This is a genomic window from Kitasatospora sp. NPDC004289 (assembly GCF_053602875.1).
Genome location: NZ_JBSGEL010000120.1, coordinates 1 through 14843 on the forward strand (window position 1 = coordinate 1; position 14843 = coordinate 14843).

The 14843-nt window shown below is 72.1% G+C and carries 8 protein-coding genes; 3 read left to right on the top strand and 5 right to left on the bottom strand.

Annotation, left to right across the window (positions count from 1 at the left end):
- Nucleotides 1-277: 277 nt before the first annotated feature.
- Both ACWEPF_RS38185 and ACWEPF_RS38190 read right to left on the bottom strand, forming a co-directional pair.
- Nucleotides 278-658, bottom strand: coding sequence for a hypothetical protein (locus ACWEPF_RS38185; RefSeq protein ID WP_345289111.1), 381 nt, complete (start codon nt 656-658; stop codon nt 278-280).
- A gap of 97 nt (nt 659-755) precedes the next feature.
- Entirely contained in the window at nt 756-1139 is a 384-nt protein-coding gene (locus ACWEPF_RS38190; protein WP_345289109.1) for a hypothetical protein, read from the bottom strand.
- Nucleotides 1140-1369: 230 nt separating this feature from the next.
- Between ACWEPF_RS38190 and ACWEPF_RS38195 the strand changes: the two genes are divergently transcribed.
- Nucleotides 1370-2623: an SUKH-4 family immunity protein gene (locus ACWEPF_RS38195; protein WP_452176266.1), complete on the top strand. Its 1254-nt coding sequence runs from the start codon at nt 1370-1372 to the stop codon at nt 2621-2623.
- Between the two features lie 97 nt (nt 2624-2720).
- Here ACWEPF_RS38195 and ACWEPF_RS38200 read toward each other — a convergent pair whose 3' ends face one another.
- Complete coding sequence (locus ACWEPF_RS38200) at nt 2721-3476, bottom strand: N-acetyltransferase (RefSeq protein ID WP_452176267.1); 756 nt, start codon at nt 3474-3476, stop codon at nt 2721-2723.
- Nucleotides 3477-3538: 62 nt separating this feature from the next.
- Nucleotides 3539-3985: a DUF2000 family protein gene (locus ACWEPF_RS38205; protein ID WP_452176268.1), complete on the bottom strand. Its 447-nt coding sequence runs from the start codon at nt 3983-3985 to the stop codon at nt 3539-3541.
- Nucleotides 3986-4034: 49 nt separating this feature from the next.
- Here ACWEPF_RS38205 and ACWEPF_RS38210 point away from each other — a divergent pair, with 49 nt between their 5' ends.
- Together ACWEPF_RS38210 and ACWEPF_RS38215 are read left to right on the top strand one after the other, a co-directional pair.
- Nucleotides 4035-4940 carry an AraC family transcriptional regulator gene (locus ACWEPF_RS38210; RefSeq protein ID WP_452176269.1) on the top strand — a complete coding sequence of 302 codons (906 nt, stop codon included), beginning with the start codon at nt 4035-4037 and terminating at the stop codon, nt 4938-4940.
- 81 nt (nt 4941-5021) lie between these two features.
- Nucleotides 5022-6071, top strand: coding sequence for a mechanosensitive ion channel family protein (locus ACWEPF_RS38215; RefSeq protein ID WP_345289103.1), 1050 nt, complete (start codon nt 5022-5024; stop codon nt 6069-6071).
- Here ACWEPF_RS38215 and ACWEPF_RS38220 read toward each other — a convergent pair.
- Nucleotides 6058-14826 carry a toxin glutamine deamidase domain-containing protein gene (locus tag ACWEPF_RS38220; protein WP_452176270.1) on the bottom strand — a complete coding sequence of 2923 codons (8769 nt, stop codon included), beginning with the start codon at nt 14824-14826 and terminating at the stop codon, nt 6058-6060. The genes ACWEPF_RS38215 and ACWEPF_RS38220 overlap by 14 nt on opposite strands.
- Nucleotides 14827-14843 lie beyond the last annotated feature (17 nt).

The following is a 14843-nucleotide window of genomic DNA, read 5'->3' on the forward strand; positions in this document are numbered from 1 at the left end:
GCACCCCGATAGTGCAACTCCTCCACCTGATCGGCGAAGTCACGCCACACCTGCGCCGACTCACGAAGCTTGTCCTCATTCGCCGTCGGCCAGTCGAAGCCCAGCATCTCGAGAACCCACTCGACGCTGTCCGGCAACATGAGCGCCATCTGGTCATTCCCCCTGCGGTGACGAAGACTTCAACTACGAGAACCACGCGAACTACGAACGGGCGGTACAACGGCGGCGGCCGGGCCCGCCTCGGACCCGGCCGCGCACGCCGTGGGACGACGGTGCGTCAGTGGTGCGGACGGTAGAGCGCCTGGACCCGCTGGCCGACCGTGCCCTGCTTGCCCTCCATGGTGCGGAGGTCGTCGCTGGTCTGGCTCTCGTTGGCCTCGTGGGCGGCGGCCATGCCCTGGAGCTTCTGGCCGATCTCGCCGATGCGCTCGCCGAGCGACTGCATCGACTCCTTCATGCCGTCGCGCAGGCCTTCGTAGACGACGCCGAACTTCTCGCCCAGGTCGTCGTCGCCCCACGGCGGGGTGTCGCCCTTCTCCAGGGCCTCCAGCCGGCTGGAGAGGTTCTTCACCGCGGCGAGGAAGTCCTCGCCCATCCGGCCCATGTTCCTGCCCTCGGACCGGAGACTGTCCGGGTCCACCACGATCTGCTGTGCCATCTCGGCTCCCCCACTACACCTGTCTGATGACCCGTCCGGTCAGTTCACCGCTCACCGCTCACCGCTCACCGCGGACGGCCCGGTCCGAGTGGACCGTTCAGCGCTGCTGCGCGCCGAACCCCCCGTGCTCCCACTCCTCGGGCTCGTCCGGCCCGAACTCAGCCTCGTAGTCCTCGCGGAGCTTGACCGCCCGAGCCTCCGAGGCCTCGCGGTCGGCCGGGCTCAGGTTCTCGGCGGCGGTGCGCATCTGCCCCAGCCGCTCCCCGATCGCGTTGAGGTAGCGGTCGGACTCGACCACCTCGCGCATGCCGACGCGGCCGCTGAGCACGTCCCGGGCCATCTGCTGGAGCTGCGGGCCGACGGAGTCGTTGTCGGCGAGGGTGCGCAGGGCGCGGTGCAACTCACGTGCCTGCGCGGGATTGTCGGCGACGTCGAGCAGTTCGTCGTCCGTGATCTCCGGAATGTCCCGGTCCGTGGCCATCGCCTGTCCCCCTGCCCCGTATGCATCTCCGCCGTGGTCCGTCCGGGCCAACTTCCCCGGCCGTCCACAGCATTGCCCATGAGATCATAATGTTTACTTCATGGCTGTACCCGTACCGTGCTCGTTCGGTCTCGACCTTGCAACGGGTAGCCTCGTCCCGGCTCGCGGCAGCGACACTTCGAAACCCCGGCCGACACAACGGCACCGGTCCCCTCATGCGAGGAGTTCTCGTGATCACCCAGGAGCTTGCCCTCAGCACCGCCGACGCCTGGCTGAACAGCGGCGCCGACACCGCCGGGCTGCCCCGGCGCGAGGTCCGGCACCGGGAGTTCGACCTCGGTTGGGTGGTCTGGGCGGCGCCCGCGCCGCTGGAGCGGGACCCGGTCACCGGGCAGCGCCGGCCCCCGGCCGACCTCGGTGACGCCTGCGGCGTGGTCGACCGCTCCACCGGCCGGCTCTCGGTCTGGTCGTCCATCCCGGTGGACGAGGTCATCGAGGCGTACCGCGAGAGCAAGCGTCCGGCCACCGGCCCGGGCAACTCGCTGACCGCCGACTACACAGACACCGCCACCGGCCAGCCGGTCCGGATCGAGCTGACCGCCGCCCCCGGCCACCCGCCGGTGGAGCACCAGCTGCTGGCCGAGCTCCAGCGCCGCGGCGTCGCTCCCGAGGCGGTCACCGCGGTCCACACCGCGCTGTACCCGTCCACCCTTCCCGGTGGCTACCCGGCCGTCGTGCTGGAGCAGTTGCCGAACGCGGCCGTCAGCCACGACTTCCCGTACGGCATCACCGCCGACGAGCGCGCGCAGGGCGTCACCGCCCTCACCGAGCGCCTGTGCCCGACCCCGCGCCCGAACCGCACCCCCGCCCCGCAGCCCGGCTCGGTCGAGCCGGCCGAGGCGGTCCGCGACGTCGCGCTCGGACGTCAACTCCCCACCGTCTTCGACCTGGTGACCCGGTACGACGCCGACGACCTGGCCGCCAGCGCGCTCCCGGACGCCACCCGCTCGACCCTCACCTGGGCCGGGCTGCCCAACGAGCTGCCGCTCTTCTTCACCGCCGACCAGGCCGACCGGCCCGCCCCCGGCGGGCTCTTCGCCGACCTGCGCACCCACCTGACGGCCTCCGGCTCCCCGATCGCGCCGGCCACCCTGGACGTGCTGGCGGGCTGGACCCGGATCGGCACCGACGGTCTGTGCGTGATCGCCGTCCAGACGGCCGGCGACGAGGCCGGCTCGGTCTGGGCCGTCCACCCGCGCACCGGCAGCGGACGGTTCGTCAACACCACCGTCGCCGCCTTCGACCGCAGCCTCGCCCTGCTCGCCACCGCCCGCCCGGCCCTGGCCGGGCTCGCCCCTGCGGAGGCGGGCGCCGCCCTGGCCGAGCTGCAGGACGGCCTGGCCGCGATCGACCCCGACGCCTTCCGCAAGGACACCGCCTGGTGGTCGGTGGTCATCGAGCAGATGTGGCACGGCCTGTTCTGACCCGGGGCCGGGAACGACGACGGCGCCGGCCGGGAACCCTCCCGACCGGCGCCGCGCCACATCCGTCCCGCCCCGCGAGCCGTCGGACCAGGGACCGTCAGACCGGGTGCCGCACCCAGACGTTCGGCTCCACGTAGACCGCCTGGTCGCGCTCCACCTCGCACCGCACCGGCACCAGCGCCCCCGGCACCAGCACCTCCCCCGTCGCGTCGAACGGCAGGCCGGTCCACTCCCGCCACTCCGCCAGCGACCCGGCGATGGTCATCGAGACCGGCGCGACCCGCTCGACCGTCGCCCCGGCCCGCACGTGCACCCGCAGCCACGGGTCGTACGGCAGGCCGTCCTCCGCGCGCGCCCGGAAGGCGTACTCCTCCATCGGCGTCCCCGGCTCGTGGTGCTTGGCGCTCGGCCGCACCGGGGCCACCACCTCGGCGTACCCGCGCGCCCGCGCCGCGTCCCGCATCGCGCCGAGCACCACGCCCGACAGGCCCTTGCCCTGCAGGTCGGTCCGCACGGCGATCTCGATCGCGCTGACGGTGTCGGGCCGTTCGCCCCGGCGGTGACCGTTCACGGCCCAGAGCAGCACCTGGTCCCAGCCCCGGTCCGGCAGCCGGCCGTCCCGGCCCTCCCCGTGCAGCCGGAACGGCACGCTGTGGCCGCGCGCCACCAGCGCGCCCTCGGCGTCGGTGGCCACCACCACGTGCTCCGGGAAGAGCTCGGCGATCGTGCCCATCAGCGCGTTGGCCACCAGGTCGTGGTCCATGAACCGGGCCCAGGTGTCGGGCATCTCCCAGAGCCGCTCGCGCAGCTCGGGCCGCTCGGCCAGGGTGGTCACGGTCAGGTCGTCGTTCATGGGCCGCACCCTAACCAGCCGAACGCCTCCCCCGCACCGCGGTTTTCCCAGCTCACCACCGGTCAGGGGTGCATCCTGGCGCCCTTCAGCACCTTGTCCACCGCGTTGCGCGGCCCGTACAGCGCGATCCCGACCAGGTCCAGCTCCGCCGTGGCGACCGCCCGCACCGCGGCCCGGTTGTCCCGGTCGTTGCCGGTGGCGAACAGGTCCGAGGTGAACACCGCGAGCGGCAACTCCCGCCCCAGCGCCCGCCCGTGCGCGGCCGTCAGCACCTCCTTGGTCCCCTCGAAGACCAGCACGGGCTGACGGAACATCGGCAGGTAGCCGGTCCCGTCCCCGTCCTGGTACGGCTCCCCGATCACCTCGGGCACGGCCGTGCCCAGGCCGCTGACCAGGAAAGCCGTCACGTTCAGCCGCTGCCAGGGCTCCAGGTCCTCGCGCAGCAGGACCGCGATCTTGGTGTCGAAACGGACCGGCCCGGCCGCGGCGCTCTGCTCTTCGCTTCTCATGCACCGAGACTGCCCGGTCCCCGCCCACCCGGTCTTGTACGTTCTTGGCATGACGCCCGGTCAGGAGGTCTCCGCGTGGCGGCCGCCGGTGCCCGGCCTGGTCGAGGTCCTGCACGCGCGCTTCACCGAGCACCGCTACCCGATGCACGTCCACGACAGCTGGACCCTGCTGATCGTGGACGACGGCGCCGTCCGGTACGAGCTGGACCGCCACCGCCGCGGCACCCCGCTCGGCACCGTCAGCCTGCTCCCGCCGCACGTCCCGCACAACGGCGCCCCGGCCACCGCCGAGGGTTTCCGCAAGCGCGTCCTCTACCTCGACACCACCCAGCTGGACACCTCCCTCACCGGCCGCGCCGTGGACGGCCCCGACATCACCGATCCGCTCCTACGGGACCGCATCGGCCGCCTGCACACCGCCCTGGCCCGCCCCGGCGAGGAGCTGGAGGCGGAGAGCCGGCTCGCCCTGATCGCCGGCCGCCTGCGCACCCACCTGCGCCCGGACGCCCCCGAGGGGGCGCCACCGCCCCGGGGCCTCGCCCAGGACCTGCGCGACCTGCTGGACGCCGACCTGCTCGCCCCGCCCACCCTCGCCGAGGCCGGGAGGCTGCTGCACGCCCACCCCACCCACCTGGTCCGGGCGTTCGGCGCCGCCTTCGGGATCCCGCCGCACCAGTACCTGACGGCCCGCCGGATCGACCGCGCCCGCCGTCTGCTGCTCGCCGGACAGCCCCCGGCCGAGGTCGCCACCGCCGTCGGCTTCCACGACCAGCCCCACCTCAACCGGCACTTCCGGCGCTTCCTCGGCACCACCCCGGGCCGTTTCACCCGCCCGGCGGGGCCCAATTGCCCTCCCGGTCAGCCCGTCCGGGCCGACCTCGCCCTCCCGGCCGGGCAGACCTTCCCCGCCACGCGTACCTCCCCCACCGGTCCCGCCGCGCAGACCTCCCGCTGAGCGCCCGACCGCGCGTCACTTCCCGGGCCACCCCAAACCGCCACGGTATGGTGCAAATCGCCGACCCCGTCGAGGTGCACCGTGCTCTGGCCGCTCTCCGCCCTGCTCGCCATCGTCCTGGTCACCCTGGCGCTCGGCTGGCTGGCCGACCAGATCCTCCAACGGGTGGCCCGCCGCCACCCCGAGTCACCCGTCTGGGCACTGCTGCGCCGCTGCCGCATCCCGCTCCAACTCGTGGTCTGCACAAGCCTCTTGCTGGCGGCACGGCCGATCGAGCGGATCTTCGACCTGGAGGGCGACGACACCCACCACACCGTCCTGCTCGCCCTGATGGCCTCGCTCGGCTGGCTCACCATCCGGGTGGTCGCCGCCGTCCTGGAGGCCTTCTTCCTCCGCTACCAGGCCGTCACCGACGAGCCCTACCGCGTCCAGCGGGTGCAGACCCAGCTCAGCCTGACCCGACGGGTCGTCAGCGCGCTGATCGCCGTGGTGACCGTCGCCGTCATGCTGCTGACCTTCCAGGCCATGCGCACCATCGGCGCCAGCCTGCTCGCCTCCGCCGGCATCCTCGGCATCGTGGCCGGCATCGCCGCCCAGAGCGCGCTCGGCAACTTCTTCGCCGGCCTGCAGATCGCCTTCGGCGACACCGTCCGGATCGGCGACACGGTGGTGGTCGAGACCCAGCAGGGCACGGTGGAGGAGATCACCCTCTCCTACCTGGTGATCCGCCTCTGGGACTACCGCCGCCTGATCGTCCCGACCTCCTACTTCGTCAGCAAGCCCTTCGAGAACTGGACCCGCAAGGACCCGGGCCTGCTCGGCGCCGTCCTGCTCCACCTGGACCACACCACGCCCGTGCCCGAACTCCGCACCGTGCTCAAGGAGTTCCTCGCCACCAACCCGCTCTGGGACTCCACCGAGTGGGCCCTCCAGGTCACCGACACCACCCCGAGCACCATCGTCGTCCGGGCCACCATGACCGCCCGCACCCCGGACGACGTCGCCGTCCTCCGCTTCGAGGTCCGCGAACACCTGGTCGCCCACCTCCGCGACCACCACCCCACCGCCCTCCCCCGCATCCGCACGGGAGAGGGCGGCCGGGGGCGGCCCGGCCCGGTCACGCCAGGTTGATCTCGATCAGCTGGATCTGGTCGCCGACCCGCACCGCCTTGCGCAGCACCTTCCCGCCGAAGCCGTCCAGGTTCCCGGACATCGGCCGCCTGCCGAGCGCGTGGTCGATCTCCCGCAGCTGGAAGTGCAGCAGCCGCTCCTGGGGGATCTGGCCGTTGAGGCCGAACGCCGGGACGTCCCGGTTCTGCGCCGACACGCCGTTGTCCGGTGAGATCTGCTCCAGGGTGTCCATCTCGTTCTCGCCGGGCGGCAGGATGACGGTCACCCAGGAGTCCGGATGGTCGAGGCCGCCCTGCGTTCCCATGGTCACCAGCGGATCGCGCCTGACTCCCGAGTACCAGAGCGAGGACTCGCCCCCCAGCCACAGCGGGATGTTGGACATGCCGACGTTCTCGAAGTTGTTGACCGTGTTGTTGACGCCCTGTTGGGTGTGGCCGAACTCGGTCTGCCAGATCTTGCTGTTCTCCGGATGGGCCGGATCGCCGCCGCGCCCGGTGTCGTTCGGGTTCTGGATCCGGACGATGCAGTCCTGGAAGTGCACCGTGCGGTCGGGCGCGGCCGTGTCCGGCCAGTAGTCCTCCTCACCCGGTTGGAGCTGCGTCGCCCCCGGCGGCACCTCCGGTCCGGGATTCTGGTCCTGGCCCGCTGCCGGGTTGTCCGCCATGCCCGGCCGGTCCGGGGCGGTCCGGTGCTGTCCCGGGGCGTGCTCCTGGCCGACGGGTGCGCGCGCGGGGTCCAACAGGATCGCGAAGACGCCCTGCGGGCCGGCGTACCCGTCGCCGGGACGCCGGTGCAGGTCCGGTCCGTGCTGCCCGGTCTGCCCGTCGACGTAGACGATCCTGCCGTTCTGGTTCACCGCGTTCCAGGAGTGCGCCCGCTGGTCGTCGTCCACCGTGATGATGACGGCCTGCGAGCCGTGGCCCTGCGCGGTGAGCCGCTGCTCCAGCCGCTCGAACGCCTCGCGGCCGTTGCCCAGGTCGGAGAACTCGGCACCGAGCGCGGTCTCGATCCGCTGCCGGCCACCCGCCTCGCCCAGGGCGGACTGCTGCCCGTCCGCCTCCGGCGTGCGCGCCCCCGCGGCGGCGGGGTGCCCCGAGTAGGTGTCCACCACGGCGAGCGTGGTGTCGACGCAGTTGGTGCTCCGCCCGGGCAGGTGGCTGCCGTCGCCGTTGATCCGGGAGGGCCAGTCGCCGTCCGCGGGATCGGGGTGGCGCTTCGGGACGCCGCCCTCGTGCGGCACCGCGTTCCGGATGCGTGCCTGGTCCTCGTCCGAGGGGCTGAGCAGTCCGCCCTCGCCGCCGACCGGACGGTTGTCGGCGGCCGGCCGGTAGGACTCGCCGCCCTCGGGTGCCGGGAGCGGCCCCGACCTGTCGTGCGCCGGCTCGATGTCCAGGCGCAGGTGGTAGTTGGTGCCGTCCCTGATCACCATCACCTGGGAGATGGCGAGTTGATCGCCGCTCATGCCGTTGTACTGCTTGACGATGTTGTTGGTCGACTTGCCGTTGTCGGTCGTCAGCACCTGGGTGAAGACCGGGTCGCCCTTGCGACCGACCAGGGTCGTGGGCAGCTTCTCCCGGACGTCCTTCAAGGCCTCCGGCCGGACGACCTCCTCCAGCTTCTTGCCCTTCATCGCCTCGGCGAGCGTCTGGCCGGCGTCCATCTTGGCGATCACGTCGGGGCTGAGGACGCTCTCCCGGCCGTGGGCGTTCACCTCCTGCCGGATCACCGGCTCGTTGACCAGGAGGTCGAGGGTGGCCTTGGCGGGCCCGCCGGAGATGTTCTGCCGGTAGATCGAGTCCGGCATCGTGGACGGGCCGTTCTGGTGCAGCGTCCCCAGGGCGGTGGCCGCCTGCTTCCGGTCGCCGGATGCGGCGGCCTGCCACTGCGTCAGGAACGCCTCGCTCGCGAAGTACGGGGCCTCCTTCCCCGCCGGGTACATGACGTTGCCGTCCTCGTCTAGGAGCACGTTGCCGTCCTTGTCGCGGACCACCTTGCCGTCGTAGCGGTAGGTCTCCATCGCGACCGCGAACGACTTGCCGTCCTTGAAGCCGAACGCCGTTGCGAACCGCCCGCCCGCGATCGGCCGGCCCGCCGCCGCGTTCTCGGTCGAGGTCTCGTAGTCCGTGGACTGCTGCTCGATGCCGAAGATCGTGGCGCCCGAGAAGAGCTTGGTCGGGTCGGTCTTCAGGACCGGGAGGTTCTGCTCCTTGACCGTGTAGAGCTCGGGCTCACCCATGCTGTCGAAGTAGTCGGTCATCCGCTGGCTCGGCGGAACGTCCTTCAACGCCCGCGGTGCGGGAGCGGGCGTCCCGGTGTCCGTGGTGCCCCCGGTGTCCGTCACGTCCGTCTCCGGCGAGCCGAACGATCCGCCGGCGACCGGCTCGACCTCGAACCGGAGGCTGAGGTTGCCGCTGGTGTCACGCCCGATCGTGATGGCGGTGATCTCCGCGCGGTGCTCCGGCTTCATCAGGTTGAAGTCGCTGACGACGGCACCGGTGGTCTTGCCGTTCACGGTCTTGCCCAGGATCTCCTGGAAGCCCGTCTGATCCGGCGTCATCCTGACCAGCAGCGGCCTTCCGCCCTCCTGGCGCGCCGGGGGGTTCGCCTCGTTCCACCGGTCACGGGCGGACGCCCGCCCGTCGACCCACTGCTTCCACTCCGTCAGCTTCTCCCGGTCGGCCGGGGTGCTCTGGTCGAGCCGGTCCTGCCAGTCCTGCCCCCAGTGGATGCCCTGCTCCTTCTGCCGTTCGAGCCACCCCTCCCGCTCGCCCCGGCGCGTGAACGGGGCCGCCGGTTCGGGCGTCACGTTCCCGCCGCCGGCCAGGGCGTCCTGCAAGGCGTTCTTCGCCAGCTGGCCCGAGACGTTCTGCCGGTAGATGTTCGCGGGGAGGGAGTCGGGGATCTCCAGGGTCGACGGGTTCTCCAGCCGGCGCCGGACGTCCTTGTCCGACCGGCCGCCGGGGTGCACGGCCGCCCACTGGGTGAAGAAGCCGTCACTGGCGAAGTAGGACTTGTCGCCCGCCGCCTTGTAGTTCTCCATCATCAGCGCGGAACCGCGCCCGTCGGCGTCGAAGCCGTACGCGTTGGTGAACTGGGCGCCCTTCTTCGGCGCGCCGTCGGAGGTGCTGCCCTCCTTCTGCTCGAAGTCGCTGGTCTGCTGCTCGACCTGGTGGTACTTGAGCGGCGCGGACCCGCCGTCCTGCAGGAAGCCGTTGACCAGCTTCGAGTTCGGGAAGGTGCTGTGGTCGGCGTACCCGCCCTCCATCAGCCCGGCGAGGGTGGACACCCGGGCCCGGACCGCCGCCTGCACCTCGGCCGGGGTGCGGGTGTCGTTGGCACCGAAGTGCTCGCGGAACTCCGGGTCGGGCGTCATGCCCGGCAGCGTCTGCTCCCGGCCGTCGACGGCCGAGGCCCAGACCTTCCAGTCACCTGCGCGGCGGTCCGGCAGGGCGCCCGGCTCGGCGGGCCAGGAGGTCTTCTTGCTGGTGTCGACCCAGTGCGGCCCGCCCGGCTTGCCGTCCTGCGGCGGCAGGTTGACCAGCGCGAGGGCATGGCCCTCCGCGCCCTCCTTGCCCACCATGACGGTGGCGAAGGCACCGGGGCCGCCCTGCTTCACCTTGTCGATCAGGGAGTCGACGGCCGGCTGGCCCGTGCCGAACAGGTGCGGGACGTCGTGACGCTTGTTCAGCATCGAGGCCACGCCCAGCTCCGCCTCGCCGGTGAAGGTCTGCCCCGAGGGGCGCGGGCGGCCGAAATGGGTGTCGCGGTACGCCTCGACGCCCTCCAGGCAGTTGTGCAGGTCGCTGCCGGGACGGAACCCGGGCGGCGGCGTCACCGGCACCTTGTGCGGGTCCACCAGGCCGAGCAGTTCCTTGGTCGGCTGCGGGAACTTCGCGCCCTGGGTGTGCTCCGCCAGGGCGTCGTACTGCGCGTCACTGGCCGGCAGGTAGCCGCGGCCCATCAGCACGGCGTCGCTGTTCTCGTACGCCGGGGTGCGCCGCCACTTGTCCGGGGTCTCGTCCGGTTCCTCGTCCCGGCCGCGCTTGCGGCCGGTGCCGTTCCCGTGCCCCGGCGCCGGCTGGTGCGGCGGGGGCGTCCCGTCCGACCGGGAGGCCGGTGCCTTGGGCAGCGACCCGTCGGGGACCGCGGTGGGCGTCACCCGGCCGAGGACCGGCGGCGCCTGGTCCGGCGAGCCGAAGCCCGCGGCGGGCGGCACCTGGCCCTGGCCCGCCGGTGCGGCGGCGGGCGTCGTCACCGGCGCCTCCTGGCCGACGTCGAGCCGCAGGTGGAAGCTGCCGTTGGCCTCCCGGATCACGGTGACCCGGTTGATCTCCATCCGCTCGCCCTCGCGGCGGCCGGCCACGTCGTTGAACTGGTCGACGATCTGCTTGGTGCTGGAGCCGTTCTGGGTCTCCGTCAGGAGGCGGGCGGCCTGCTCCGGGGTCGCCACGCGGTTGTACGGCCCCGCGTCCGGCCCCATGATCGCGACGAGGGCTGCCTTCGCCGGGGTGCCCGAGATGTTCTGCCGGTAGATCGAGTCCGGCAGACCGGACGGCACCGCCACCGGCTGCTGCTTCCCGAGCTGCTTCGCCACGTCCTTCTGCTTGATCCCGTCCGCCCCGTTCTGCTGCGCCAGGGCGTCCACGGCCTGCCACTGCGTCAGGAACACGTCGCTGGCGAAGTACGGCACGCCGTCCTTGATCCGGACGTCGTTCGCGTCCTTCTCCCCGTTGTAGCGGTAGCTCTCGACCGCGACGGCGAAGCTGCGCCCGTCGTCGGTGTACCCGAACGCGGTCTTGAACTTCGCCCCGGCCAACGGCGCCTGGCTCTCCGGGCTGGTCGGGTGCGGCAGGTAGCCGTCGGAGGTCATCTCGACGTCGAACATCGAGACCACCGTCGACGTGTCCATCGAGCTGTCGGCCTTCAGCGCGAAGACGTTCTCCGGCCGCTTGACCACCATCACGTCGGTCTCGTCGACCCGGCCGAGGTAGCCGCTCATCCGACCGTGCGCCTTGTCCCCCTTCGCGCTCCGGTCCGGAGAACCGAAACCGGAGACCTGCTCGGTCGAGGTCGACCGGGGCGCGCCGTCCCCCTCGGCCGGGGCCGGAGCCGCCGGTGCGGTCTTGTCGACGTCGAAGCGCAACTGGTAGTTGCCCTGGGCGTCCTGGAGCACCGCCACGCGCTTGATGCTGTTCTGCTGCTGCCGCATCCCGTTGAACTGCTCGACGATCCGCTTCGTCGAGTCGCCGTTGTCGGTGGCGATGATCTTCGCGTAGGCGGAGCTGCCCGCCGGGAAGGTCTGCGGCGGTACGGCCCCGCCCAACGCGTCCTTGATCAGTGCCTTCGCGTCGTCACTGGAGACGTTCTGACGGTAGATCGAGTCCGGCAGGGTGAGCGGACCGTCGCCGCTCGGCCGGCCGAGGTTCTGCTTGACCGAGCCCCGGTCCCCGTTCGCGCCCGCCAGTTCGACGGCCTGCCACTGCGCCAGGAACGCGTCGGTCGCCCGGTACGGCGGCTTGCCGGCCCCGTTGGCCCGGTAGTTCTCGATCGCGACCGCGAAGGTCGAGCCGTCCTCCTTGAACCCGAAGGCGTTGTAGAACTTCCCACCCGCCACGGGACGCCCGGCCGAGGCGCTGCCCTCCGCCGTCGCGTAGTCGTGCGACTGGTGGCTGACCCCGAACACCTTGCTGATCGGCTGCCCGCCCGACTCCGTGTCGAGCGTGACCGCCGGCATCCTGGCGGGGTTGACCGTACCGATCTCGACCTCGGCCCGGCTGTCCTTCGGGCGCGACTGGCTCATCAGCGCGTCGAACTGCTGCATCCGCAGCGGCGCACCGGGGTCCGGGTTCACCGGCCGCGCCACGGGCGCCGGCGCGTCGGACGTGCCCGTGTCCGTGTCCTCGGGCGCGGGCGAGCCGAACGAGCCCCTGGCCCTCGGCGCGGCGGAGTCCGTCGAGCCCGCGTCCCGGTCGGTGGACGAGGACTGGTCCGGGAGGGCGCGGTCCTTCGGCGCCGACGAACCACGGGAGTCGCCGCTCTCCGGGGCGTCCTGCGGAGCGGAGCGGGAGGCGTCACCCCCCTCGTGGACCGCCAGGGGCTGCCGGGAGTTCTCGATGTCGAACCGCATCTGGAAGTTGGTGCCGTCGAGCGTCACCACCACCTTCTTGATCTCGGCCACGGAGGTGGTGTCCCGACCGCCGGCGGCCGCCTGATCCGCACTCATCCGGTTGAACTGGTCGACGATGCCCTTGGTCGACCCGCCGTTCACCGTGCTCATCACGCCGGCGAAGCCGGCGGAGTCGAGCGGGATGTCAGCCCGGGTCCCGGCCGCCGCCTTGACCTCGGCGAGGTACTCCGGCGCGACGAAGTCCTCGAGCTTCTTGCCCCTGACCACGTCGATCGGGCTCTTGTCGCCCTTCTGCTTGCCCCCCTTGGGCGTGCCGATCTCCGCCGAGGTCTCGGGGGTGAGCAGGGCCTCGACCTTCAGCCCGTGCTTGGTGGCCACCTGCTCGACGGCGTGCATGTCCAGCACGGCACCGAGCGTCTTCTTGGCGTCGTCACCCGAGATGTTCTGCCGGAAGACGTGCTGCGGGAACGCGTCGGGGAACGGGGCGTCCGGGGCGCCGAACTGGGTCTCGACGTTCTGGTCGAACTTGCTGTTCTGCCTGGCACCGCTGACGGCCTGCCACTGCGCCAGGAACACGTCGCTGGCGAAGTAGTTCGGCGCAGGCCAGACCTTGCCGAAGTCCTTGTCCTCGTTCTTGCCGTCGTGCCGGTAGCTCTCCATCGCCACCGCGAAGGTCTCGCCGTTCACCTCTCCGAAGGCGGCCTGGAAGTGGCTGCCGCGCACCGGCCGGCTGGCCGACGCCGACTCTCCGGTCGGCATCTTGAAGTCACCGCTGACCTGGTCGATGTCCACCACGTACTTCGCCGTCGAGAGGTCGAAGTCCGGGTCCGCCTTGATGGCGGGAAGCGAGTTGGCCACCCGGTTGGGCCTGACCACCATGAAGGAGCTCGACCCCTCCAGGTCCACCGAGTCGTCGCCCTCCTGCACCGTCACCGACTCGAGGTCGCTCTTGAAGTTGTCCATCCGCTCCGCCGGCGGGACGTCGGCGAGCCTGCGAACGGGCGTGGCGGCGTTCGGGACGGGCTCCGGCCGGGTGACCGTGCCCTCCTCCGGGGACGGGGCCTGCTGCTCGGGCCTGCCGGTGAACCCGGTGTTGGCCGGGTTGGTCGGCGGTGCGGTGACCGGATTCTCGGGTCGCGCGGTCGTCGACGTCGGCGTCGGTGTCGGCTGCGGGGTGACCGGACGCGGGCCCGGCTGCGGGCCCGGCTGCGCCGGGGCACCGGCCGTACCCGGCGGGACGGCACCGGAGGTCTGGGCGGCGGTCGGCCCGGCCTCCGGAGCGACCTGGGTGGACGTGAACTCCCCCTGCTGGTTGGACGAGTGACTCTGGGTCGGCATGGTGCGCGGGGTGGATCCCATACCGCTGACCCGGGTGCCGGACGTCTGGTCCGACTGCTCGGAATCCGGACGCTGGTGCGGCACACCTGCCGGCGGGCCGTCGGAGCTGGGAACGGTCCGCGGCGTGGGCGCCGGCGTCGTGTCGGAGTCGTGGGTGGGGGTGGCGGTGGGCGTCGGGGTGTGGTCCGGGGCGCTGCGCTGGATGGGCGGCTCGTAGGGCGCGAGTTGGGGCGCGGCCTCGTGGCGGGGGGTGGTGCTCGGGCCCTGGTACGGGGCGGTGTCCGGGGTCGGGGTGGTGGTGTTGGCGGTGTGGCCGGCGGTCGAGAAGGTCCGTGGGTTGTCCTCGGAGAAACCACGCGGGGTCGGGCCGCTGTCCGGCCTGGAGCCCGTGTCCGGGTCGGCGCCCTCGGCGTACGGCTGGCGGATGCGGTGCCCGTCGCTGCCCATCGGCGACAGGTGCTGGTCGGGGTCGGCCCCCTCGGCGTAGGGCTGCCGGATGTGGTGCCCGTCGCTGCCCATCGGGGACAGGTTGTCCGGCTTGGAGCCCGCGTCCGGGTCGGCGCCCTCGGCGTACGGCTGCCGGATGTGGTGCCCGTCGCTACCGATCGGCGACAGGTTCTCCGGCTTGGGCGCGGCGTTGGTGTCCGGCTTGGACCCGGCGCTGGTGTCCGGCTTCGAGCTGCTGCTGTCCGGCTTGCCCGGGCCGTCGGAGCCTGATCCGTTCTGACCGTTCGAGTCCGAGGAGTCGGAGGAGTTGGAGGAGCTGTTGCCCGAAGTCCCGCTGTTCGAGGAGCCGTTGCCGCTCGTCGAGTTTCCGTTTGAGCTCGTGTTGCCGGAGCCGCCCATGCTGGGGGCGTCGACGCCGGGGCCGTCCGCACCACCACCGGTGAAGTCGGAGGCGTTGGGGATGTCCGAGGAGTTGAACTTGCCCTTGAGGGCGCCCGCACCGCGGTGAATGGCGGGGCCGGCACCGCCGCTGAGCGCGGAGCCGCCGAGCTGACCCGCGTCGACCTCGCCGGTGAGGGCGAACTGCGTGAACGCGTCCGCACCGACGTCGGTGATCGCACCCTCGACCATCTGGGCCGGGAGCCGGTCCATGTTCTTGCCGATGAGCTTGTTGCCGGCCGCGCCGAGGCCCTTGCCCAGCACACCGCCGGCCGCGCCGCCGATGGCGCCACCGGCGGCGCTCATCCCGAGCTCCTTGCCGTCCAACTCCTTGCGGTTGCCCGCAGCGAGCTGGATCGACTGGGCCAGCAGGTTGATGGCGACCTCCTGGAAGGCCTCCTTCAACGCCAGGATGATGATCT